This is a genomic window from Halomonas chromatireducens (assembly GCF_001545155.1).
GTDB lineage: Bacteria > Pseudomonadota > Gammaproteobacteria > Pseudomonadales > Halomonadaceae > Halomonas > Halomonas chromatireducens.
Map to the genome: position 1 here is coordinate 2,353,728 of NZ_CP014226.1, position 21,132 is coordinate 2,374,859.

Annotated in this window: 24 protein-coding genes and 3 tRNA genes; 4 read left to right on the top strand and 23 right to left on the bottom strand. The window is 60.6% G+C overall.

All coding sequences use genetic code 11. From position 1 onward, the window contains the following. Position 1: 1 nt before the first annotated feature. On the top strand, positions 2–436 hold the full coding sequence (locus LOKO_RS10915) for a Na+/H+ antiporter subunit G (RefSeq protein ID WP_066448900.1): 435 nt from the start codon (positions 2–4) through the stop codon (positions 434–436). A gap of 99 nt (positions 437–535) precedes the next feature. Here the strand turns inward: LOKO_RS10915 and hemH are convergent, their stop codons facing one another. The 11 genes from hemH to rnr form a co-directional block, all read right to left on the bottom strand. Then, positions 536–1,609: a ferrochelatase gene (gene hemH, locus LOKO_RS10920; RefSeq protein WP_066448909.1), complete on the bottom strand. Its 1,074-nt coding sequence runs from the start codon at positions 1,607–1,609 to the stop codon at positions 536–538. A gap of 159 nt (positions 1,610–1,768) precedes the next feature. Beyond that, complete coding sequence (locus LOKO_RS10925; protein ID WP_066448911.1) at positions 1,769–2,071, bottom strand: DUF6482 family protein; 303 nt, start codon at positions 2,069–2,071, stop codon at positions 1,769–1,771. A 214-nt stretch (positions 2,072–2,285) separates the two neighbouring features. Beyond that, positions 2,286–2,579: a hypothetical protein gene (locus LOKO_RS10930; protein WP_066448914.1), complete on the bottom strand. Its 294-nt coding sequence runs from the start codon at positions 2,577–2,579 to the stop codon at positions 2,286–2,288. A gap of 74 nt (positions 2,580–2,653) precedes the next feature. Further along, on the bottom strand, positions 2,654–4,042 hold the full coding sequence (gene dnaB, locus LOKO_RS10935; RefSeq protein ID WP_066448917.1) for a replicative DNA helicase: 1,389 nt from the start codon (positions 4,040–4,042) through the stop codon (positions 2,654–2,656). A 154-nt stretch (positions 4,043–4,196) separates the two neighbouring features. Further along, a complete protein-coding gene (locus LOKO_RS10940) occupies positions 4,197–5,690 on the bottom strand; it encodes a carbohydrate porin (protein ID WP_066448920.1) in 1,494 nt (497 codons plus the stop codon). Positions 5,691–5,986: 296 nt separating this feature from the next. Further along, a complete protein-coding gene (gene rplI / locus LOKO_RS10945) occupies positions 5,987–6,433 on the bottom strand; it encodes a 50S ribosomal protein L9 (protein ID WP_066448923.1) in 447 nt (148 codons plus the stop codon). 15 nt (positions 6,434–6,448) lie between these two features. Next, the gene (locus LOKO_RS10950; RefSeq protein WP_066448926.1) at positions 6,449–7,303 is read right to left on the bottom strand and encodes a YybS family protein; all 855 of its coding nucleotides are present in this window, start codon (positions 7,301–7,303) and stop codon (positions 6,449–6,451) included. Between the two features lie 12 nt (positions 7,304–7,315). Beyond that, positions 7,316–7,543 (bottom strand): 30S ribosomal protein S18, encoded by a 228-nt coding sequence (gene rpsR / locus LOKO_RS10955; protein WP_043512856.1) that lies wholly within the window; start codon positions 7,541–7,543, stop codon positions 7,316–7,318. Positions 7,544–7,569: 26 nt separating this feature from the next. Then, positions 7,570–7,953, bottom strand: coding sequence for a 30S ribosomal protein S6 (gene rpsF / locus LOKO_RS10960; RefSeq protein ID WP_066448932.1), 384 nt, complete (start codon positions 7,951–7,953; stop codon positions 7,570–7,572). 162 nt (positions 7,954–8,115) lie between these two features. Further along, positions 8,116–8,955, bottom strand: a complete 840-nt coding sequence (gene rlmB / locus LOKO_RS10965) for a 23S rRNA (guanosine(2251)-2'-O)-methyltransferase RlmB (protein WP_066448934.1) — start codon at positions 8,953–8,955, stop codon at positions 8,116–8,118. Then, positions 8,955–11,375, bottom strand: a complete 2,421-nt coding sequence (gene rnr / locus LOKO_RS10970) for a ribonuclease R (RefSeq protein WP_066448937.1) — start codon at positions 11,373–11,375, stop codon at positions 8,955–8,957. Before rnr ends, rlmB begins: the two co-directional genes overlap by 1 nt. Positions 11,376–11,608: 233 nt before the next feature. Here rnr and LOKO_RS10975 point away from each other — a divergent pair. The 3 genes from LOKO_RS10975 to LOKO_RS10985 all read left to right on the top strand — a co-directional run bounded on the left by LOKO_RS10975 (position 11,609) and on the right by LOKO_RS10985 (position 12,048). Beyond that, positions 11,609–11,695 (top strand) — tRNA-Leu (locus LOKO_RS10975). A gap of 75 nt (positions 11,696–11,770) precedes the next feature. Further along, positions 11,771–11,857 (top strand) — tRNA-Leu (locus tag LOKO_RS10980). A 104-nt stretch (positions 11,858–11,961) separates the two neighbouring features. Beyond that, positions 11,962–12,048: transfer RNA gene (locus tag LOKO_RS10985), tRNA-Leu, on the top strand. Between the two features lie 165 nt (positions 12,049–12,213). On the opposite strand, the gene LOKO_RS10990 is transcribed toward LOKO_RS10985, so the two are convergent. The 12 genes from LOKO_RS10990 to LOKO_RS11045 form a co-directional block, all read right to left on the bottom strand. Continuing rightward, positions 12,214–13,929, bottom strand: coding sequence for a Na(+)/H(+) antiporter subunit D (locus tag LOKO_RS10990; protein WP_066448941.1), 1,716 nt, complete (start codon positions 13,927–13,929; stop codon positions 12,214–12,216). A 40-nt stretch (positions 13,930–13,969) separates the two neighbouring features. Beyond that, positions 13,970–14,281, bottom strand: a complete 312-nt coding sequence (locus LOKO_RS10995; protein ID WP_066448945.1) for a hypothetical protein — start codon at positions 14,279–14,281, stop codon at positions 13,970–13,972. A 21-nt stretch (positions 14,282–14,302) separates the two neighbouring features. Next, on the bottom strand, positions 14,303–15,781 hold the full coding sequence (locus LOKO_RS11000; protein WP_235588843.1) for a monovalent cation/H+ antiporter subunit D family protein: 1,479 nt from the start codon (positions 15,779–15,781) through the stop codon (positions 14,303–14,305). Then, positions 15,778–17,265 carry a monovalent cation/H+ antiporter subunit D family protein gene (locus LOKO_RS11005; RefSeq protein WP_066448951.1) on the bottom strand — a complete coding sequence of 496 codons (1,488 nt, stop codon included), beginning with the start codon at positions 17,263–17,265 and terminating at the stop codon, positions 15,778–15,780. Before LOKO_RS11005 ends, LOKO_RS11000 begins: the two co-directional genes overlap by 4 nt. Then, positions 17,265–17,618 (bottom strand): cation:proton antiporter subunit C, encoded by a 354-nt coding sequence (locus LOKO_RS11010; protein WP_066448954.1) that lies wholly within the window; start codon positions 17,616–17,618, stop codon positions 17,265–17,267. The genes LOKO_RS11005 and LOKO_RS11010 overlap by 1 nt, the downstream gene beginning before the upstream one ends. After that, positions 17,618–18,037 carry a Na(+)/H(+) antiporter subunit B gene (locus LOKO_RS11015; protein WP_066448958.1) on the bottom strand — a complete coding sequence of 140 codons (420 nt, stop codon included), beginning with the start codon at positions 18,035–18,037 and terminating at the stop codon, positions 17,618–17,620. Before LOKO_RS11015 ends, LOKO_RS11010 begins: the two co-directional genes overlap by 1 nt. Beyond that, a complete protein-coding gene (locus LOKO_RS11020) occupies positions 18,034–18,576 on the bottom strand; it encodes a DUF4040 domain-containing protein (protein ID WP_066448961.1) in 543 nt (180 codons plus the stop codon). Before LOKO_RS11020 ends, LOKO_RS11015 begins: the two co-directional genes overlap by 4 nt. Positions 18,577–18,599: 23 nt before the next feature. Beyond that, positions 18,600–18,929: a monovalent cation/H(+) antiporter subunit G gene (gene mnhG / locus LOKO_RS11025; RefSeq protein ID WP_066448964.1), complete on the bottom strand. Its 330-nt coding sequence runs from the start codon at positions 18,927–18,929 to the stop codon at positions 18,600–18,602. Then, on the bottom strand, positions 18,926–19,213 hold the full coding sequence (locus tag LOKO_RS11030) for an MrpF/PhaF family protein (protein WP_066448967.1): 288 nt from the start codon (positions 19,211–19,213) through the stop codon (positions 18,926–18,928). The genes mnhG and LOKO_RS11030 overlap by 4 nt, the downstream gene beginning before the upstream one ends. Continuing rightward, entirely contained in the window at positions 19,213–19,695 is a 483-nt protein-coding gene (locus tag LOKO_RS11035; protein WP_066448975.1) for a Na+/H+ antiporter subunit E, read from the bottom strand. The genes LOKO_RS11030 and LOKO_RS11035 overlap by 1 nt, the downstream gene beginning before the upstream one ends. Positions 19,696–19,848: 153 nt before the next feature. Further along, a complete protein-coding gene (locus LOKO_RS11040; RefSeq protein WP_066448977.1) occupies positions 19,849–20,727 on the bottom strand; it encodes a DNA/RNA non-specific endonuclease in 879 nt (292 codons plus the stop codon). Between the two features lie 95 nt (positions 20,728–20,822). Next, positions 20,823–21,098, bottom strand: a complete 276-nt coding sequence (locus tag LOKO_RS11045) for an Lrp/AsnC family transcriptional regulator (protein WP_043510462.1) — start codon at positions 21,096–21,098, stop codon at positions 20,823–20,825. Between the last annotated feature and the right edge of the window lie 34 nt (positions 21,099–21,132).

The window sequence follows — 21,132 nt, forward strand, 5'->3', positions numbered from 1 at the left end:
CATGACCTTCTACGTCATCGCCGAAGGCGTGATCGCCTTCCTGCTGGTTGCAGGTGGTGTCTTCGCCTTTACCGGCTCGCTGGGCATGCTGCAGTTCAAGGACTTCTTCATGCGCCTGCATGGCCCCACCAAGGGTACGACCCTGGGGATCGGCTGCATCCTGATCGCTTCGATGCTCTACTTCACCATCACCCAGCGCGAGCTTCACGTACAGGAACTGCTGATCACCCTGTTCCTCTTTATCACCGCCCCGGTGACCGGTCACATGCTGGCCAAGACCGGCCTGCATATGCACCTTCGGTTCATCACCGGCACCCGCGGCTCGGTGCCCGAATTCCGCGACGAGGACGTTGGCCAGAGCCGAGTGGCACGCCCCGCACGAGCCAAGCACCCGTGGAAATATCGCAAGGCCAAACGAACGCGCATGCGTCGCTGAGCCTTTGCTACCCAAAACAACCGCGTTAGTCTCCACGAAACGGGCTGCCAACAGGCAGCCCGTTTCGCTATCCGATGACGGGACAGGCGATAGCCGCCCTCAGCACCATCCAGACAGTTCGCGCTGTATGACAGCGACCAGTGCGGCGATATGATCATCGCGGTCGTTAAGGCAAGGAATATAGGTGAAGCGTTCGCCACCGGCGGCAAGGAAGCTCTCCTTGATCTCCTCTTCGATCTCCTCGAGGGTCTCGACGCAGTCGGCTGAAAAGGCAGGCGATACCACCGCGATATGCTTGTGGCCGCGGCGGGCCAGTTCGGCCACATGCTCTACCGTGGCCGGCCCCACCCACTCCTCCGGACCGAACTTCGACTGGAATGCGGTGACGATGGCATCGTCGGGCCAGCCCAGGCGCTCCTTGAGCAGTCGCGTCGTCTTCTGGCACTGGCAATGGTAGGGGTCACCTTCCATCAGATAGCGTTTCGGAACACCATGATAGGATGCCACCAGTACCTCCGGCGGCGTTTCGGCGGCAGCGTAGCCCTCCTCCACCGAGGCTGCCAGCGCATCGAGATAAGCCGGCTCATCGAAATAGGCCGGCACGGTACGAAACGCCGGCTGCCATTTGAGCTTCATTAGCGTACGAAATGCCTGGTCGTTGGCCGTGGCGGTGGTCGGCGAGGCGTACTGGGGATAGAGCGGAAAGAACAGGATACGATCGCAGCCCTGCGCCTGCATCCGACGCAGCACGCTGTCGGTGGAGGGGTTGCCGTAGCGCATGCAGAAATCGACCACTACCTGATCGCCATACAGTGCCTCGAGCTCTTCGGCGACCTTGCGGGTCTGTTCCCTGGTGATGGAAAGTAACGGACTTTCATCCCTCTCGGTGTTCCAGATACCGCGATAGGCCCGGCCGGAGCTGAAAGGTCGCTTGGAGAGGATAATCAGTTGCAGCAGTGGCTGCCACTTCCAGTCCGGATAGTCCACCACCCGCTTGTCGGAGAGGAACTCATTGAGGTAGCGACGCATCGACCAGTAGTCGGTGGCATCCGGCGTGCCCAGGTTCGCCACAAGAACCCCGACCTTCCGCTTCGCCACGGGCGGATGGTCCTCTGCCGCATGGGCCAGCCGCCCCTTGCCGGGCTGATCCTGTTCCACTCCCGCTGAGGTCATGCACGCTGCTCCTTCTGGTCAATGACGGATAATGGTCGGTGACTCACGACAGCGGACAGTTTATCAGGCCAGGCGCCCGGAAGGGGTAAAAAGCTGTACTCGATCAAAAAACTGTACAGCTTGCGAAGAGCGCTGTTGCCAGGCTGGCAACCGGATCAATCAGAAAACCAGAGGCATGCGTGAGGTCAAGGGATCCTGATAATGAGCCTCACGACCGACGACTTCGTCATGAGGCACATGCTGTACCAGGAAGGCACGGTGGATTCCGGCCCGCTGGAGTTCCAGATACACATCCTCCAACGAGCGAAACACGACTGGCTTGGTGCGCCTTGTCAGCAGGTGCCGGGCGCCTTCCATATCCTCCAGTTCAACCTGATAGCAGTGACTGCCCGCGTGAGTAATGACGCGAATTTCGTAGTTATCGTGATTGGCCGCAAAGGCCTTGAGATCATTGAAGTCCATGGTTCCCTCCATGTAACGGACATTGAATGGCGCAATATCAGATGCAGCTCGGGCACAGCATGACTGCGCCCGATGGCATTAGCATGACAGTAGCATATTGAAAGTGAGACTACCGGACAGCGGAAGGGTTCCGTGATATGGGACTCAGGCAGCCGGTATTACGCTAGAATCGCCAAGAGGCAGTTAATCTTGCGTCAGACCGACAGCGGAAGGGCTACTGATAATCTGAGGGATCGATAGCCTTGGCCAGCGAACGGCGATCCACCCACTTACCCGCCTTGGTCTCCTTGTAGCGAAACACCACGCGGTCACCAACGGACACCGCGAGTTCGGCATCTTCGGTCTGATAGCTGTATGCCTCGCCCTCCACAACCAGCTGGAAGCGGTAGAGGTCAGGCATCCCCAGCCACTCCTTGAAAGGGCCTTCCCGCTCCAGCGATTGCAGTTCGCCACGCGCCTCCAGCTTCGGAGCGCGCTGCTGTTTGCCGCGTCTGAATCCGCTTGCCATGCTACCTCCTGGTGATCTGTCGGGGGTCGGCATTATACGGTGCCCACTCGCAGGCTCAAGGCCCCGGAAGAGGATCAACTTCCAAACGACTCGCCATAGGTGTCAGGTGCTAGATCCTCGAAGCGGGTATAGCGCCCGATAAAGGCCATATGCACCGTACCGATGGGGCCGTTACGCTGCTTGCCGATGATCAGCTCTGCTAGCCCCTGATTATCGGGGTTATCCGGATTATAGACTTCGTCGCGGTAGACGAAGGCAATGACATCCGCATCCTGCTCGATGGCGCCGGATTCACGCAGATCCGACATCACCGGCCGCTTGTTGGGGCGCTGTTCAAGCGAGCGGTTGAGCTGCGACAAAGCCACTACCGGGCAGCCGAACTCTTTCGCCAGGCCTTTCAGGGAGCGGGAGATTTCCGATATCTCGCCGGTCCGGTTTTCAGAAAAGCCCGGGATCTGCATCAACTGAAGGTAGTCGATCATGACCAGCGCCATATTGCCGTGCTCACGGACCAACCGGCGAATACGCGAGCGCATCTCGTTGGGTGACAGCGCTGCCGTGTCGTCGATGAACAGCTGCTTGTCCTTGAGCAAGTTCACCGCCGAGGTCAGCCGTGGCCAATCCTCGTCCTCCAACTGTCCGGTACGCACGCGCGTCTGGTCAATGCGACCCAGCGACGACAGCATGCGCAGCATCAACGATTCGGCAGGCATCTCCATGGAGAAGACCATGACCGGCTTGTCACTGGCGATCACCGCATGCTCGACCAGATTCATGGCGAAGGTGGTCTTGCCCATGGAGGGGCGTCCGGCAATGATCACCAGGTCGGATGGCTGCAAGCCAGTTGTCATTTCGTCGAGATCACGAAAGCCGGTGGACAGGCCCGTCATCTCACCCTGCATGTTGAACAGCTCGTCGATGCGATCCACCGCCTTGGCCAACAGCTCGCTCATGCCGATGGGGCCGCCCGACTTGGGACGTTCTTCGCTGATCTGGAAAACCAATCGTTCGGCCTCGTCGAGCAGCTCATCGGCCGGCCGGCCCTGCGGGCTGAAAGCGCCATCGGCGATCTGGCTGGCCGCCCGGATAAGCTTGCGCAAGGTGGCTCGCTCGCGAACGATATCGGCATAGGCGCGAATATTGCTGGCCGACGGCGTATTGCGCGCCAGTTCGGCCAGGTAGGCGAGACCACCGATGGTACCGAGCTGGTCACGCCCTTCCAACGCCTCGGAGAGCGTCACCACATCCAGCGGCTGGCTGGCTTCTGCCAGACCGGTCATCGCATTGAAAATCAGGCGATGCTCGTAGCGATAGAAATCGTCCGCCACCAGCCGCTCGGCCACGGTATCCCATGCCTGATTATCGAGCATCAGTCCGCCCAGCACCGACTGTTCCGCCTCAAGCGAGTGAGGCGGCATCTTCAGGGCAGCGGTTTCCTGATCCAACTCGAGGGTTTCATTCATGGCATGGCAACCTGCAGGGAAACGGACCCTGCCATTCTACCCGATGGGCGTGGCCCGCCCTACCTCTCGAAACGACAAAAACCGCGACCGTTTCCGGGCGCGGCAAGGATCGAAACAGCACGCTAGCCTATCGCCCGGCTTTGCCGAGCCTCGCTCAGAACCACACTTCGGTCTGCACGCCGAAGCTCCACTGCCCGCCGCTGAAATCGTCACTGCCGAAGGCGGACGTCGTATCGTAATCGTTGAGCTCACTATCCCAGTCGGTGTAGGAAGCGAACAGGCGAATTTCGGGCCGCTGCCAGAAGCCGCCCACCTGGGGCTTGAAGGTCGGTGCGATGGTGAACTTGCCGAAGTCGCCGCTCACCGAATTGAGGTCACCGCGACCATTGGGGTCGAGGTCCATGTACTGGTAGCTGGCCTCGTACTGCATCTCGAAGTTCTGGGTGATCTCGTTGACCAGGCGCGCATTGAGGGTCAGCCACTTGTAGTCGTCGCCATCGGCGTAGCGGTCCTTGCTCATCTCGCCGAACAGCACCGGTGCAAAGCGCCAGTTGGGCGCCACATAGGTGGTGCCGTAGATGCCGAGGCGGGTGGCCTGGGCATCATCGGTCAGGTCACCGTCGCTGCCGAGCCCCTTGACCTCGGCCCCCAGGCCCTGGCCATGCAGCAAGGCAACCTTGATGTTGCCATCACCCAGGCCGAAGAAGCTGTCTCCGTGGTAGGCCACCATGGTATGGAAACCGCTGTCGGCGGCGGTCTGGCCTTGGCCGATATCCCGCTCGTCGTTATCGGCCGCCGACAGGGCATTGACCATCCACTGCCAGTTGCCGAAGTAGTTGTTCGCGGTCAGGATCAGGCTGTCCGTGCTGCCATCGTTCCCCGGGAACTCGGGACGCACCGGGTAGTCGCTGAAGCTGCGCCCATAGAGCGAGAAGTTGGAGCGCCAGTTGTCGGCCAGCTGCATGTCGTAGATACCGGCACCGGTACCGGCCAGGAACACGAAGTCGCTGTCGAGCCAGTGGATATCGAAGTTGTCGCGGTCGAAGCGCTTGCCGGCCCAGATCGAGGCGTTTTCGAAGGCCCCGGTGAAGCTCGGCAGGTCGCTGAACTCGGCGTAGACCTGGCGCACGTTGAGGTTGGAATCGCCGTCCCAGTCATTGCTGGTGGTTGTACCGCTGGCCAGCATGGTGCGGTAGTGCGCCCGGGCACCGTTGTCGAACTGCATGCGGTAATTGAGAATGGCCTCGGCGTAGGTATCCGGCTCGTTGCCTAGCCGCCCTACGGCGCCGCCCAACCCGCCGGCCGGGGTCACGTAGGGGCCACCCTCGATGCTCTTGCGATCCTCGCCCAGCAGCAGACCCGAGCGGGCGTAGACGTTGAAAGAAAAACCCTCCTCGCCGCTGGCCTGCCGCTCTACCTTGGCGAGCCGCTCCTCGACCTCTGCCGTGGAGAGCCGACCCTCGGCCTGGGCTTCGGTAAGCTCGGCTCGCTGCTCGGCGGCTGAGGCACGCTGCTCCGCCGCTGCGATACGATTCTCCAGATCGAGCAGGCGCTGCTCCAGGCTATCGGCGCTGGCAAGGCCACTGATACCGATACTGGCCACAGCCACGGCGGCAGCGAGAGGCGTTCTGAGCATGGCAGTCTTCATGCAATGAGTCCTTTTATGGTTGTTTTACAAGAAAGCAGGCAAGGCCATGTCCAAGCATCTTAATCGTTTAAGTCTTTGGGCAATAAAACACCGACCAACCTCGCCATACAGGCCCGACGTGTCGCATGACGTCGGATATGTCGCGAAAAACTTAATCGTTTAAGCCCGCCGACGCAAAGAAAAAAAGCCAACTTGCTACCAAAGTCGAAAAGGGCGCCCCTTCGATGTCACCAAAAACAAGGGGCGCGGGGATATTTTCCCCGCGCCCCTTGGCGTACGACGTGACGAAGTGGGCCTTACTCGGCTACCACCACGACACGCACGGTCGCATCGACCTCGGCGTGCAGGTGCAGCTCGATGTCGTACTCGCCGGTCTGGCGGATCGGACCCTGCGGCATGCGAACTTCGCTCTTGGCGACGTCGATGCCAGCCTGACCCAGCGCTTCAGCCAGGTCACGCGGCCCGATGGAACCGAACAGCTTGCCCTCGTCACCGGCCTTGGACACCAGCGACAGCTCGATCTCGTTGAGCTGGGCGGCACGGGCTTCGGCTTCGGCCTTGCGCTCGGCGGCCTGGGCCTCGAGCTCGGCGCGCTGCGCATTGAAGGCTTCCACATTGTCCTTGGTAGCCGGCACGGCCAGTCCATAGGGAACCAGGTAGTTGCGGCCATAGCCAGGCTTGACGGCGACCTTGTCGCCCAGGCCACCCAGCTTGCCAATATTATCGAGCAGAATGACTTCCATCTCGTCAACCTCTTGTCAGTCGCTACGTGGGGCCAGACGGCCGCGGAAATCCGCGAGCACATCGATAAAGGCCGCCAGCAGCACGATCAGAATCATGGGCCAGGTGGTGATCAGCAGCAGATAGAATGCGATCAACCACAGCCCGTTCATGCCTTTAATACCGATGAAACCATGTACCAGCGCAATACCGGCCACAAGCAGTGGCACCCAGGCCAGCATGCTCAGTGATGGAATGCCCAGCACCATGCCCACCACGCCCAGCACGACCAGTACGACCAGCTCTCGCAGCGTGAGCCGCAGGGAGTGGAACTCCTCCCGGAAACCACCGGGGTTGTAGAGTCCTGCCTGCCAGGCCCGCGCCAGTGCCAAACAGCCGATAGCGGCCACCAGCACCACCAGACCGGTGATACCACCGATCAGCAAGGTAGCCAGCTGCTGGGTGTCGTACCCATGGCGGGCCAGCTCGGTGAGCATACGGTCGATCTCGGCAGAACCCTGCCGTAGCTGCTCAAGCAGTTGCTCGGTGCCACCCGGTGGAACGAAGATTCCCAACTGGATCATCATCGCCCCGGCAAGGGTTCCGACGATCAGCGCCTCGCCCCATCGCATGCGCTCTCGCAGCACCACCGCCATCAGCGTAACCAGCAATACGCTGGCAAGCGGTATGGCATCACCCTGAGTCCACCACCAACCGGCAGGGACGGCAGCCGCCACGAGCACGGGCAGCGCCGGAGCGAGCCCCCGCCGCAGGGTCGCCAGCGCCACGATGGCAGCACTGAACCAGAACAGCCAGGGAATGATGGCGGCCAAGGCAGCCCCGCCAGCGGCATAGGGCGTGCCGCGCATCAACCAGCGGGCAATGGGTAACATCGGTTACGTGGCTTACTGGTGGCTATCGGTGTAGGGCAGCAGTGCCAGGAAGCGCGAGCGCTTGATGGCAGTCGCCAACTGGCGCTGATAGCGGGCCTTGGTTCCCGTGATCCGGCTGGGAACGATCTTGCCGGTCTCGGTGACATAGGCCTTGAGCGTGTCCAGATCCTTGTAATCGATCTGCTTCACACCTTCGGCGGTGAAACGGCAAAACTTGCGACGGCGGAAAAAACGTGCCATGGAAAGACTCCTTCAGGCGGTGCGGATCAGTTGGCTTCGGCAGTTTCTTCGGTGTCACGTGACCTGTCGTCACGACGCACACGCTTTTCGTCTGCCGGCTTCATCATTGGCGAAGCTTCAGTGATGGCTTCCTTGCAGCGCACCACCAGGCTGCGAATGATGGCGTCGTTGAAACGGAAGATGTTCTCGATCTCATCGAGAGTCTCGCCGCTGCACTCGACGTTCATCAGCACGTAGTGAGCCTTGTGAATCTTGTTGATCGGGTAGGCCAGGTGACGACGGCCCCAGTCCTCCAGACGATGCACGGTGCCACCACTTTCGGTGACGATGCTGGAGTAACGCTCGACCATGGACGGTACTTGCTCGCTCTGGTCCGGATGGACCATAAATACGATTTCGTAATGACGCATGGGGTCTCCTTGCGGGTTGTCAGCTTCCGCGTGAGGCCGCTCGGGCCATCAGGGGAAGCAAGGAGTGATAGTCAAATGGAAGCGCCCGCTCACACAGGAACGGGCGCATGCATTCTAGAGAGCTGGAGCGCCACTTGCAAGGACAGTGCTCGCGGTATGCGCTCAGTGCTGGACGCCACGCCGCTGGCGCACAGCTTCGAACAGGCCGATACCCGCCGCCACGGAGACATTCAGGCTCGAAACGCTGCCGGCCATGGGCAGCTTGATCAAGGTGTCGCAGGCCTCACGGGTCAGCCGGCGCATGCCCTTGCCCTCAGCGCCCATGACCAGCGCGACCGGGCCGGTGAAATCGGCATCGAACAGCGCCGTATCGGCCTCTCCGGCCGTGCCCAGCACCCAGACGCCAAGCGTCTTGAGCCGAGCCAGGGCGCGGGCCAGGTTGGTGACCTGGTAGACCGGAACGTTCTCCGCCGCCCCGCTGGCCACCTTGCGCACCATGGCATTGAGCGGCGCCGACTTGTCCTTGGGCACGATCACGCCATGGGCGCCGGCGGCATCGGCGCTGCGCAGACAGGCGCCGAAGTTGTGTACATCGGTTACCCCATCCAGCACCAACAGTAGCGGCGGCACATCGAGTGGCCAGGCTTCCAGCTTGAACCAGAGCGAAGCCTCGCTCTCGGCGCTCAGCGGAGGACAGAACGCCACGACCCCTTGGTGCGAGGCGCCCGAGGCCAGGCGTTCGAGGTCGTCGCGAGGGCGCACCAGTACACGAACACCACCGCGACGAGCCACTCCGATCAGCTCGGCCAGACGCTGCTCGGCGTCACCCTCTTGAATCCAGAGTTCTCTGGGCGTCTCACCGCGATCGAGCAGCGCGCGCACGGCATGTACGCCAAAGACGGCATCGAGGCCACCCGGCACTCCGCCCGCACTCTGGGCGTGGCGCTTGCCACCCCGCTGCCGCTCCCGGGTATCGGGGCGCTCCCTGCGTCCGGCTCCCATCAGCTGCGTGCCTTGGGCTTGCGCGGGCCGCGACGACGCTTGCCGCCCTTGCCCTTGCCGCCCTTGGCATCATCCTTGCCGACCTTGGCATCACCTTTACCACTGCCGGCCGCCGGCGGCGTGGCGTTGCTCGACTCGCCGGCACCTCGGCGTTTGCGAGGCTGTCGCTTGGGGCGCGGCTTCTCGTCCTCCAGGGCAAAATCGATCTTGCGGTCATCAAGGTCGACACGCGCCACCTGAACGGTGACACCGTCGCCCAGACGGTAGCTCATGCCGGTACGCTCGCCCTTGAGGCGGTGCTTTTCCGGTTCGTAGTGGTAATAGTCCGAGGGCAGCGATGTGACATGCACCAGCCCTTCCACATAGACCTCATCGAGGCGTACGAAGATGCCGAACTGGGTTACCGAGGCGATGGTGCCCTCGTAGACCTCGCCGAGCTTGTCGGACATGAACTCGCACTTCAGCCAGTCCTCGACGTCCCGGGTGGCGTCATCGGCGCGACGCTCGGTCATGGAGCAGTGTTCCCCCAGCTCGAGCATCTGCTCGAAGGTATAGGGACACCACTTGCTGGGCGGCTCCACCTTGCCGCCTTCAGCACGCAGCACCGTGGCGGTCTGGCGCGGCCCACGAATGACAGAGCGGATGGCCCGGTGTACCAGCAGGTCGGGATAGCGGCGGATCGGCGATGTGAAGTGGGCATAGGCCGGATAGGCCAGGCCAAAGTGGCCTTCATTGTGCGGCGAATAGACCGCCCGGCTCATGGAGCGCAGCATCACGGTCTGGATCACGTCGGAATCGGGACGATCCTTGATCACCTCGGCCAGGTCACGATAATCCTCCGGGCTCGGGTCGTCACCACCGCCCAGCGACAGCCCCAGCTCGTTGAGGAACAGGCGCAGCTTATCCAGGCGCTCCGGCGAGGGCTTCTCGTGGATACGATACAACGCCGGCAGATCGTGCTTGTCGAGGAAGCGGGCGGTGGCCACGTTGGCCGCCAGCATGCACTCCTCGATGATCTTGTGGGCATCGTTGCGCGAGCGCGGCACGATCTTCTCGATCTTGCGCTCCTCGTTGAAGAGAATCGCCGTCTCGGTGGTCTCGAAATCGATGGCGCCACGGGCCACGCGGGCCTCGCGCAGCAGCCGATAGAGCGAATGCAGGTTCTGCAGCGAAGGCACCAGGGCGCGATACTCCTCGCGCAGCGCATCCCCCTCCGCGCTCTCCTCGTCGAGGATGGCGGCGACCTTGTTATAGGTCAGCCGCGCATGCGACTGGAATACCGCCTCGTAGAAGCGATAGCGACTGATGGCACCGGACTGGGAGATATTCATCTCGCAGACCAGCGCCAGTCGGTCGACGCTGGGGTTCAGCGAGCAGAGCCCGTTGGAGAGCAGCTCCGGCAGCATGGGCACGACCTGGCCGGGGAAATAGACCGAATTGCCGCGGGTGATCGCCTCCTCGTCGAGGGCGCTGCCGGGTCTCACATAGTGCGAGACGTCGGCAATGGCCACCAGCAGCTTCCAACTGCCCGACTTCGTCTTCCAGGCACAGACGGCATCGTCGAAATCCTTGGCCGACTCATCGTCGATGGTGACGAAAGGAACATCGCGCAGATCGATGCGATGCTGCTTGTCGGCATCCACCACCTCGGCCGACATCCCGGCGATCTCATCCTGTACATCCGGCGGGAACTCCGAGGGGATCTCGTAGCTACGAATGGCGATATCGATCTCCATCCCCGGATCCATGCGCTCGCCGAGCACCTCGACCACCTCACCGACCGGCTGCACCCGGGTCTCCGGCTGCTGGACGATCTTTGCCGAAATCACCTGTCCATCCTTGGCGCCGCCACAGGCACTATGGGGAATGATCACTTCCTGGGTAATGCGCGGATTCTCCGGAATCAGCACGCCGAACTCGGAAGTATTGGCGCGGTAGACGCCGACGATGGTCTGCGTATTACGGGACAGCACCTCGGCTATCGTCGCCTCGTCGCGTCCTCGCCGGTCGCGACCGCTGACCCTGGCCAGCACGGCATCGCCATGGAAGACACGGCGCATCTGGCGTGGCGGCAGGACCAGGTCAGGCTTCTTGCCATCGTCACGAAGCAGGAAGCCGAATCCATCGCGATGGCCAAGCACCTTGCCCTTGATCAGGTCCAGCTTGTCGATCAACGCGTAGGCACCGGCGCGGTTGCGCAGCACCTGGCCGTCACGCTCCATGGCCGCAAGCCGACGGCGCACCGCCTCCTGGAGCTCCTCGTCGTCGAGGCCCAGCATACGGCTCATGTTCTCATGGGAAACCGGCTTGCCGTGCTCTTCCATTCTAGACAGCAGGTATTCGCGGCTGGGGGCGGGCTTGTCGTACTTATGGGCCTCGCGGCTGGCGTGCGGGTCGTCGCTGAGCGTCCAGTGGGTCATGCGTAGGGCATCCTTGGCAACGTCGGGGACAGCGTTCTCGGGAGGGCGCAGGCAGTGCGCCGCGGGCGTAGGTTCTTGCTATTAGGCTCTATTGTCATGGGCGCAGTATAGCGCCGGCGGGGAAACTACCCAACCATCGCCGGTTACATGCCCCCTTGGCATGACAAAATTATCCTGCCGCCCTCTTCCCGGCCTTGCAATGAGCCCGAAATTGGGTAAGATACGCGTCGCCTGCCCAGATGGCGGAATTGGTAGACGCGCTAGCTTCAGGTGCTAGTGTCCGTAAGGACGTGGAGGTTCAAGTCCTCTTCTGGGCACCATCGATACCTGCCGTAAAAGGCCGGCTATCAGGGAGTTCGCTCCCCTGCTCTTTATCAGTTCAGTCGTTCGTGTTCGCCCAGGTGGCGGAATTGGTAGACGCGCTAGCTTCAGGTGCTAGTATCCGTATGGATGTGGAGGTTCAAGTCCTCTCCTGGGCACCATGGCCTTTCAGCAGGCAATGCCCGGCGATCACGACGACAATCGAACCGGTAGTTTGATGAAGAACTGGATTGGCGAAGCGGTAAACACAGCAACAGCATGATGCGCCCAGGTGGCGGAATTGGTAGACGCGCTAGCTTCAGGTGCTAGTATCCGTATGGATGTGGAGGTTCAAGTCCTCTCCTGGGCACCACTGCTTTTTTTCAAGTACGCGTCATGCAAGCTGTTAATGCCGATAGCACCAAAAGAAAGTGACCCAAGAAACCGCGACCAATCGCGGTTTTTTTGTGCCAGTCAATCGCTGCTCCAGGCTGCCTCCCTGCGAAGAGACGCTACTTCGACCTCACTCAGACTGCGCTCAGATGTAATAGAGCAGCAGGGTAACCGTCAGCAAAACAGCCACCCAGAGCACCATACTGCCGGTAGGCCAGGTGCGGGCCAGAATGCCCTTTGGGCCATGAAATCGCAGGGCCTGGGCGACGATGCTGCGCAACGGCCAGCGCATGGCATCGAGCAGGTTGCGCCACACGGCCGTGACGTGACGGTGAATGACGCCGACGGCGCGTGGTGCCGCTACACGATAGAACCAATCCGTGTCGAGGGTGATCTTGTCCTTGGGCGCCATGAACCTCAGCAGGACGAAAAAGACCAGGCCGACGAACGAGAGTAACTGCAGGTCCCAGAAGACATGAGCCAGCGTATAGGCGTTGTAGCCGACCGGCTGATGCGGAAGCATCTGGTACAACCACTGGGGGTTAACGCCGATAAAAAGGCAGAAGAAAGCCGCAATTCCCATGGCAATCAGCATATTGGTCGGTGCCTCACGAGGCCGCAGTCCGCTATCGCGTCCCATGAAGGCGAACCAGGGCAGCTTGAGCCCCACGCTGAGGAAGGTGCCTGCCGACGCCAGTGAGAGAACCAGCCAGACAAGTGCCGCTCGCTGGTCGGCATAGGCCTCGAGGATCATTGTCTTGCTGACAAAGCCGCTCGTCAGCGGCAGCGCTGAAATCGAGAATGCCGCAATCATGTAGAACATGAACGTCAGCGGCATGTGGCGGTACAGCCCTCCCAACTCGGTCAGCTTCGTGCGGCCGGTCATATGGATAATGGCACCGGCACTCATGAACAGCAGGGCTTTGTAGAGGATATGGGTGTAGGCATGGGCTGCGGAGCCATTGAGGGCCATCGCGGTACCCAGGCCGATGCCGGCCACCATGAAGCCGACCTGACTGATGATGTGATAGGCGAGCAGCCGGCGAATATTGTTGGCCAGCACCGCATAGGTGACCCCCCAGAGTGTCATCAGAGTACCCAGCCAGATCAGCAGTTCGGTTTCGGGAAACCCGCGGATCAGGGTGTATACCGCCGTCTTGGTGGTAAAGGCGCACAGAAATACCGCTCCGGTCACCGTGGTTTCCGGATAGGCATCGGTGAGCCAGGCGTGCAGGGGCGGCACCGCAGCATTGATGATGAAACCAAGCAGGATCAGCCAGAATGCGGGGCTTCCGGCCTCAATGGCATCGAAGCTCAGACTCCCGGTCTGCGTGTAATAGATCACGATACCGGCCAGCAGCAGAACGCCGCTGACCGCATGTACCATCAGGTAGCGGAAACCGGCAGCAAGCGAGGCGGCCCGGCGATTACGCCAGATCAGCCAGACCGAGGAGAGCATCATCAGCTCCCAGAAGACATAGAGCGTGACGAGATCTCCGGCAAACACCACGCCCATGGCTGAGCCCGCGTAAATCAGAGCGGCCGTATGCTGGATGGTGTCACGCACGTGCAGCGCATAGATGGCCCCCACCAGGGCCATGATGGCAAATACATGGGCGAACACCAGACTCAGCGAATCGACCCGGCCCAGGGTCATCTGCATATTCAGAAATTCAAAGCTGCCATGAGTACCGGGAGTACTGCCCAGCACCGCGACAAGAGCCAGCCCGGGTGCGGCCAGGAGCACCAGCTTCTGCGCCCCGCCACGCAGAACCGCCACCAGCAAGCCGCCCAGGATCAGCACCACGGAGGGTGAGAGCCATTCGATGAAAGGCCAGTTGATCACGAACCACTCATGCATGACGGCTGTTCCCTCAATGGTTGGCTAAATCCAGCTCGGCTCAAGACAAGTCGTCTCTACCCCGTGCCTTGGTGGCTTCATCGAGCGTCCGGTAGGGCGCCAGCTCATTGTCATAATACGACTCCCGGCGATAGACCAGCCCCAGGCCCAGCGCCTTGGCCAGGCCGATGAGGATAAGGCATGCCAGCACCCCAAACAGGGCGCCGAATCCGCCCCATGTTTCCCAGGGAAAGCGATCGTAGCCGGAAGGGATCAGCAGGTCCGCGATGACCAATGCCGCCATGGCAGCCAGCAGCGTCCGTTTCAACCGTGTGGCATTGCGTACCAGTCGATCGAGCAGTTTGACGAGCATGTAACCCCCGGTTCCTGGGTATCAATTTCCAAAAATTCCGCCAAGCATGGTGCGTAGCGGGTCCGCCGCCAGAAACAGCGCGATGCAGCCCAGCGCCGTGATGCACAGTGGCACCACGCACAGCAACGGTGCCTCCCTGATCCCACCACTTCCCCCCTCCTTTGGCGGCATCAGAAATGCTCTGACTACCGGCCTCAGGAGATAGGCGATATTGAGCAGGGTACTCAGCATAATCACCAGGACCATCAGAAGTTGCCCGCTGTCGGCCGCCCCCAGCACCAGATGCCATTTGCTCCATAGCCCGCCCATGGGAGGTACGCCGATCACCGCCAGCGCTCCGAGCAGGTAGGCGCCCATGGTGAAAGGCATGCGTCGCCCGAGGCCATCCATCTCGCTGATATTCACCTTCTTGCTGGCCACATAGATGGCGCCGGCACAGAAGAACAGGGTGATCTTGCCAAAGGCGTGCATGACGATATGCATGCCGCCGCCGATGGCCGCCAACTCATGGGCCAGCATCGCACCCAGCGTGATGTAGGAGAGCTGGCTGACCGTGGAGTAGGCCAACCGGGCCTTGAGGTTGTCCTTTTGCAGCGCCACGAGCGATGCCGACAGCAAGGAGAAGGCGGCGATATACATCAATAGTTCCGCACTCCAGAGCTCGCGGAGATAATCCTGGCCGAAAATGTAAGTGCTCACCTTGAGTACGGTAAACACGCCGGCCTTGACCACCGCCACGGCATGCAACAGGGCGGACACAGGAGTCGGGGCCACCATGGCGGCAGGCAGCCAGCGGTGAAACGGCATTAAGGCAGCCTTGCCGATACCGTAGACATAGAGCAGCAGGAGCAGCGCTCCCAGGCCATGGCTGACATTACCCTCCATGATCCCGCCTTCGGTGAAACTCAAGGAGCCGGTCAGCCACCAGGTGGCAACGATTGCCACCAGTTGGAACCCGATGGAAGTACCGAGTAGTAGTCCCAGGTAGGTACGCGCCCCTTTCTGGGCTGCCCGGTTGCCTTTGTGTGCCACCAGCGGATAGGTGGAAAGCGTCAGCACCTCGTAGAAAATGAAAAGCGTGAACATGTTCTCGGCAAAGGCAATTCCCATGACCGAGAACAGTGCCACGGCGAAACAGGCGTGAAAGCGTGTCTGCTTGCTCTCCCTGGCCCCGCGCATGTACCCAATGGCGTACAGCGAGGTGATGATCCAGAGACTGGAGGCCACCAGAGCGAAGATCATGCCGAGCGGCTCGGCCTCGAAGGCCATGCTCAGGCCGGGCAAGAGCTCAATCAGGGTGATGGCCGGTCGCTCGTCCGCCAGAACAGCAGGCAATATCTGCAGGACCGTGATGAACAACAGCACGGCAACGGCCACCATCAGACCATCACGAAGATTGGGACGGCGGCCACTCAGCGCAATCACCACCGCACCCACCACGGGGATAGCCAGGGTGAGCGGAATCGCCATAGCGGCTTCCATGAACGGGAACGGACTCACCGGTAACCTCCCATCAATGTCTCGGCGGCACGCTCGGCCAGGCCCACCGGCAGGGAAGTCTCGATACCGAAGTAGAGGCAAGCGAGTGTAAGAAACCAGGTGGGAAGGAGCAGCGACAGGGGCGCCTCACGCACCTGGATTCGCCTTAGCGGTGCACGAAAAAAAGCCACTTCCACGACCCGCCAGACGTAGAGCAAGGCCAGCACGGACGTACCCAGCAAGAAGACCGCAATTGGCCAGAGCCCTCCGTCCAGAGCCGCGAGAATCAGATGCCACTTGGTGACGAAGCCTGCTGTCAGCGGGACACCGATGAGGGATAGCCCTGCAATGACGAAGGCCGTCATGGTCCAGGGCATCCGCTGCCCGGCCCCCGTCATATGCACAAGTGAAACGCCGCCAAGACGATAGGCAATACAGCCCAGCGCCATGAACAGAGCTGCCTTGGTAATCGCGTGGTTGAAGAGGTGCAGTACCGAGGCCATCAGCCCCAGCGTACTGGCAAAGCTGATGCCCAGAATGATGTAGCCCACTTGAGCCACGCTGGAGTAAGCAAACATGCGCTTGATATTGGTATGGAATATGGCAACGATGGAGGGTATCAGGATGCCGAGCATTGCCAGCGGCATCAGCAACAGATTCATTTCGAGTTCATTGAAACTCAGCTCATAGCCAAACACGCCGAAAATGAAGCGCATCAGCACATAGATGGCCACCTTGGTTGCCGTCGCGGAAAGGAACACCGTGACCATTGACGGGGCAAAGGCATAGGCATTGGGCAGCCAAAGGTGTAGCGGAAAGAGTGCCAGCTTCAGCGAGATCCCAACCACGATAAAGGCCAGCGCAGCACGCACTGTTCTGGTGTCGTTGACTTCCGGCAGCCTCACGGACAGGTCCACCAGGTTCAGGGTGCCTGTCATGATGTAGAGAAAGCCGATACCGATGAGCAGGAAGGTAGTCCCGATCGTTCCCATCATCAGATATTGATAGGAAGCCATCACGGCCCGACGCTCGCGACCCGTGGCGATGAGCGAATAAGACGCCAGGGCGGCAATCTCGAAGAAGACGAAGATATTGAAGGCATCACCGGTGATGGTGATGCCCAGTAGCCCACAATTGGCCAGCAGGAAGGCAGCATAGAAGAAGCAATGCTTGTCCTCTCGAACCTCATTCGCCACGCTGAGCCGTGCGAAAGGCATGACCACCGCGCTGATGAAACTGATCACCAGCAGAACCAGGATATTGACCGCGTCCACCCGGTACTCGATCCCCACCGGCGGCAACCAGCCTCCCATGTGGTAGGTGACGACGCCTTCAGCCTGGACACGGATCAGCAACAGAAGGGTAATGGTCAGGGTCAGCCAGCTTGTCAGGGTGGCAGTCGCCCAGGCAGCACGTGGCGAGCGGGCCATGAGCATCACCAGCGGTGCCACCAGCATGGGAACAATGACCTGGAGCGCCGGCAAATGAAGCTGAACCAGCCCCATCACTGCGCCTCATCCTGAGCGTGGATCTCGTCCTCCTCGATGGTGCCGTAGAGCTCATGAATGCGCACCACCAGGGCAAGCCCCACGGCGGTCAGGGCCACACCGACCACGATCGCCGTCAAGATGAGCACATGAGGCAAAGGGTTGGAGTAATCGCTCACGCCCTCTACATAAATCGGTGCGGTACCCCCATCCAACTTGGCCAGGCTGATGAAGAAGATGAATACGGAGGTCTGAAAAATATTCAGTCCTACGATCTTCTTGATCAGGTTGCCTTGGGCAATAACGATGTAGAACCCCACCATCATGAGCACCACAACGACCCAATAGTTATAAAATCCAATCCACTCCATTACTCCCGCTCCCGGCCGGCAAAGGCATAGAACAGGGTGAGGGCAACAGCAGCAACGGTAATGCCCACGCCTAGCTCGATGCCGATGATCCCAAGGGTTTCGCCTGCCTGATCATTCGCCAGCAGAACCTTGTATTCCAGAAACTGTCCGCCCAGCAGAATGCAAGCCAGGCCGAAGCCGATATAGAGAAGGACGCCGAAGGCAGCCAGGAACCGGGCCACCTCTGGGGGGATGGCATCCTGCGCCACATCCAATCCGAAGATGAGGCTGAAGATGATGAAGCCCGCTGAGAAGATGATGCCCGCCTGGAAGCCGCCTCCGGGGCTGTACTCTCCATGGAACTGGATATACAGCGCATAGATCACGATGAGTGGAATCATGATCTTGGTAACGATCCGCAGAACGATGTGATGTTTCACGAGCGGCTCTCCCTGCTCCCTGGCTTCTTCTGGCGTCGCTTCCGCTGTCGGGCCCGGCCGCTACCGATCACCAGGATTACCGCCACGGCTGCGGTTAGCACGACCACTGCTTCGCCCAGGGTATCCAGTCCCCGGTAGCTGGCCAGTACTGAGGTCACCATATTGGGTATGCCGATTTCCTCCACCGACTGCTGGGTGAAATGCGGCGCCAGATGGGTATGCGCAGGAGCCTGGGGATCACCAACCTGGGGCATGTCCAGTGTTCCGTAAATGAGTGCCCCCCCCGTGATCACGACCACCACCAGAGCCAGCAGGCTCTGGCGCGTAATCCGGACTTTTTCTTCACTGGTGGTCAACGCCAGCGTGGCCAGCATGAGAATGATCATGATCCCGGCACCGACGGCCGCTTCCGTCAAAGCAACATCAACGGCGTCGAGCATCACGAACAGGGAAGCCGCCAGCAGGCTGTAAATACCCGTGAGCATGATCACCGCGAAGAGGTTGCGAATTCTCACCACGGCAACCGCCACCAAGGCCATGAAGGCCAGCAGCAGGAGGTCAATTAAGGCTGCGATGACTCACTCTCCTTGTCGGGACGCCAAGGGGACAGCTTTCTCTGACGAGCCGCCTTGGTCAGTGCATGGCTTGCAGCAGGCGCCGTGAAAAACAGGAATACCAAGGTAAACAGCAGCTTGGCGACCACGCTCAGGGAGTCGGATTGCAGCATAAGGCCGCCCAGAATCAGAATCATGCAAAGGGTGTCGGTCATCCCGGCTGCCTGGATTCGGGAGTAGAAATCAGGAAAGCGAAGCACGCCGATGCCACTGATTATCACCAGGATAGCGCCGCTGACCAACAGGAGGCCGCTAAGCAGATCCAGGACCAGGCTCATGGCTTCTCCTCCTCACTGCGCCTTTGCGAAGCGCCGAAACGGCCCGACTCGAAGAACTGCAGGACAGCCACAACACCGATGTAGTTGAGCAGCGCATAGACGATGGCAATGTCGATGAACTCGGGGCGACCGACGATGAAGCCAAGCAGGGCAATGAGTAGCACCGTAAGGCTGCCGACGACGTTCACCGCGAGGAGGCGGTCGAACAAAGTAGGGCCTAGGTAGGCGCGGATCAGCGCGCAGCCTATGCTGAAAAGAACGGCCAGTGCGATGGCAACCAGCATCAAGACTCTCCCTCCAGCCGGGTTACCCGACGGTCCATTTCCCCACTCAGCACGCCCTGCTCGAGCTCCTCGGTCAGGGCGTAGAACCAGACTTCCTGCGCGCGGACATAGACAGTCACCGTACCAGGCGTCAGCGTGATGGAGTTGGCGAGAAAAACCCGGCCCAGATCGGTTTTCTGAGTGGCCTCCAGACGACAGAAACGAGGACTGAGGCTCTTGCTACCCCTGATAATATGACCGGCCACTATCAGATTGGCCTTTACCACTTCGATGAGCAGCCAGGGCAGGTAAGTCAGGATAGGGAGCAGCAAATGGATGGGATGCCCTTCTCGGTCGAGAATACGCATACGATATGCCAGGTACACCGTGAGGGCGACGGATACAATGCCCAGCGGGACAAGAATGGCATGGGTTAACTGACCGGAGAGCAGCAGCCAGACGGCGGCCATGATGACTGAAAGGCTAACGGCGTACTTGAGCACGTTGAGCTCCTTGTATAACCCGGGCGTGTTAGCTCATAAGTTGCATTTATCCTGCCTGATTCGGCTCCCATATGGCATGCCGTGTAATTAAGACTTTATATTGAATCACCCCACAATGCCTGATCCATATCAGATTTAAATAAAAATGGCAGGTCAAAAGCGAGCAGGTTGACGGGCCACTTCCTCCAGAGCCCAGCCCTCGGCAACAATCTCACCTTCCAACACGTCAGCAGCTTCCTCCGGCAATCGCGGGAAAAAATTGAGCCCGGTACGTGCCTCCACCTCATTGATGCTCACCAGATAGTCGTCCAGCGGCTCGTCGCCGCGCACATCCTGGGGCATGATGAAGGCCAGCGCCATGGGCTCCTCGGCCGGTACCACAACGATCTTGTAGAAAGCCTCGGGAATCTCGACCAGTCCCACCCGGTTGGTCACGTTGTCGAAAAAGCGCTCGGGAAAGACCGGGCCGGTGATCACCTGCACCACACCGAAGCGTGGCACGAAGTGATCGATCACCACCTCTTCCAGCCGCTGCCAGAGGCGGCGGTTGAGGTCCGGCCGCTGCGGCGAGATATTGCTCATCAGGAACGACTGCTGCTGGGCCTGGCGACCGTGAACTACAGCAATCGCATAGTTGGGCGCCAGGTGACCCCGGTCATAGCCGCTGCCGGAATAACTGTCCGCCGCAACCGGCCAGAGTGTGCGCCAGTCGCGACGAAAGCCAGGCCTGTGCCCGGCGCTCGGGTCGTCTACCTCGTGCAGCAGGTAGCTGACCCACAGCGGATTGACCCTGATATCGGACCAGCCGACAAGAAAGCCGTCGTTGCGCAGCACGCGGTGTACGGTCAAGGGCGTCAGGGCTTCCCAGGTCGGAACTCCCATCCAGCTCAACTGATCGCGATACGCCTGCTCCTGGGTGTACCACAGCCCGCTGCCGACAATGACGAAAACGAGGGTGATACCGAACTGCCGGGTGCGAGAGCGCCAACGTGACAAGGGCGAGCGCCGGCGGCGGGAACGTGCTAGAGCCATGAGTCGATCCGAATGGTGCCACTGCCGGCACACATCGGCACCGGCACTTCAGTCAGTAGCCAAGATGTTCAAGGCAATGGGAAAGCAACCCCTGATTACCAACCCAGCGAGAACATGGTTTCCAGATCGTGACGGGAATGGACTTGCATGGCGTTGAGGGTCTCGGTGTCGCGAATGCCCTCAACGGCATTGAGGCGCTCGGTAACCAGCTCGGCCAGGCTCTCGAAGTCCCGCGTGCGGGCGATCGCCACCAGATCATAGCGGCCACAGGTCGAATAGACTTCGCTGATACCCTCGACATCGGCGAGACGCTCAGCCACCGCCTTGACCTGCCCCTTGTCGGTGTTGATCAGGATCACGGCATTCTGCATCGGGAACTCCCCCTGGATCTGGAACGTCCTGCGG

What these genes read in the sequence shown, in the direction of transcription:
- LOKO_RS10915 (WP_066448900.1), top strand. Translation starts at nt 2, where the DNA reads ATGACCTTCTACGTCATCGCCGAAGGCGTGATCGCCTTCCTGCTGGTT.
- hemH (WP_066448909.1), bottom strand. Translation starts at nt 1,609, where the DNA reads ATGACCTCAGCGGGAGTGGAACAGGATCAGCCCGGCAAGGGGCGGCTG.
- LOKO_RS10925 (WP_066448911.1), bottom strand. Translation starts at nt 2,071, where the DNA reads ATGGACTTCAATGATCTCAAGGCCTTTGCGGCCAATCACGATAACTAC.
- LOKO_RS10930 (WP_066448914.1), bottom strand. Translation starts at nt 2,579, where the DNA reads ATGGCAAGCGGATTCAGACGCGGCAAACAGCAGCGCGCTCCGAAGCTG.
- dnaB (WP_066448917.1), bottom strand. Translation starts at nt 4,042, where the DNA reads ATGAATGAAACCCTCGAGTTGGATCAGGAAACCGCTGCCCTGAAGATG.
- LOKO_RS10940 (WP_066448920.1), bottom strand. Translation starts at nt 5,690, where the DNA reads ATGAAGACTGCCATGCTCAGAACGCCTCTCGCTGCCGCCGTGGCTGTG.
- rplI (WP_066448923.1), bottom strand. Translation starts at nt 6,433, where the DNA reads ATGGAAGTCATTCTGCTCGATAATATTGGCAAGCTGGGTGGCCTGGGC.
- LOKO_RS10950 (WP_066448926.1), bottom strand. Translation starts at nt 7,303, where the DNA reads ATGTTACCCATTGCCCGCTGGTTGATGCGCGGCACGCCCTATGCCGCT.
- rpsR (WP_043512856.1), bottom strand. Translation starts at nt 7,543, where the DNA reads ATGGCACGTTTTTTCCGCCGTCGCAAGTTTTGCCGTTTCACCGCCGAA.
- rpsF (WP_066448932.1), bottom strand. Translation starts at nt 7,953, where the DNA reads ATGCGTCATTACGAAATCGTATTTATGGTCCATCCGGACCAGAGCGAG.
- rlmB (WP_066448934.1), bottom strand. Translation starts at nt 8,955, where the DNA reads ATGGGAGCCGGACGCAGGGAGCGCCCCGATACCCGGGAGCGGCAGCGG.
- rnr (WP_066448937.1), bottom strand. Translation starts at nt 11,375, where the DNA reads ATGACCCACTGGACGCTCAGCGACGACCCGCACGCCAGCCGCGAGGCC.
- LOKO_RS10990 (WP_066448941.1), bottom strand. Translation starts at nt 13,929, where the DNA reads ATGCATGAGTGGTTCGTGATCAACTGGCCTTTCATCGAATGGCTCTCA.
- LOKO_RS10995 (WP_066448945.1), bottom strand. Translation starts at nt 14,281, where the DNA reads ATGCTCGTCAAACTGCTCGATCGACTGGTACGCAATGCCACACGGTTG.
- LOKO_RS11005 (WP_066448951.1), bottom strand. Translation starts at nt 17,265, where the DNA reads ATGGGGCTGGTTCAGCTTCATTTGCCGGCGCTCCAGGTCATTGTTCCC.
- LOKO_RS11010 (WP_066448954.1), bottom strand. Translation starts at nt 17,618, where the DNA reads ATGGAGTGGATTGGATTTTATAACTATTGGGTCGTTGTGGTGCTCATG.
- LOKO_RS11020 (WP_066448961.1), bottom strand. Translation starts at nt 18,576, where the DNA reads ATGGCCTTGGTGGCGGTTGCCGTGGTGAGAATTCGCAACCTCTTCGCG.
- mnhG (WP_066448964.1), bottom strand. Translation starts at nt 18,929, where the DNA reads ATGAGCCTGGTCCTGGATCTGCTTAGCGGCCTCCTGTTGGTCAGCGGC.
- LOKO_RS11030 (WP_066448967.1), bottom strand. Translation starts at nt 19,213, where the DNA reads ATGCTGGTTGCCATCGCACTGGCCGTTCTTTTCAGCATAGGCTGCGCG.
- LOKO_RS11040 (WP_066448977.1), bottom strand. Translation starts at nt 20,727, where the DNA reads ATGGCTCTAGCACGTTCCCGCCGCCGGCGCTCGCCCTTGTCACGTTGG.
- LOKO_RS11045 (WP_043510462.1), bottom strand. Translation starts at nt 21,098, where the DNA reads ATGCAGAATGCCGTGATCCTGATCAACACCGACAAGGGGCAGGTCAAG.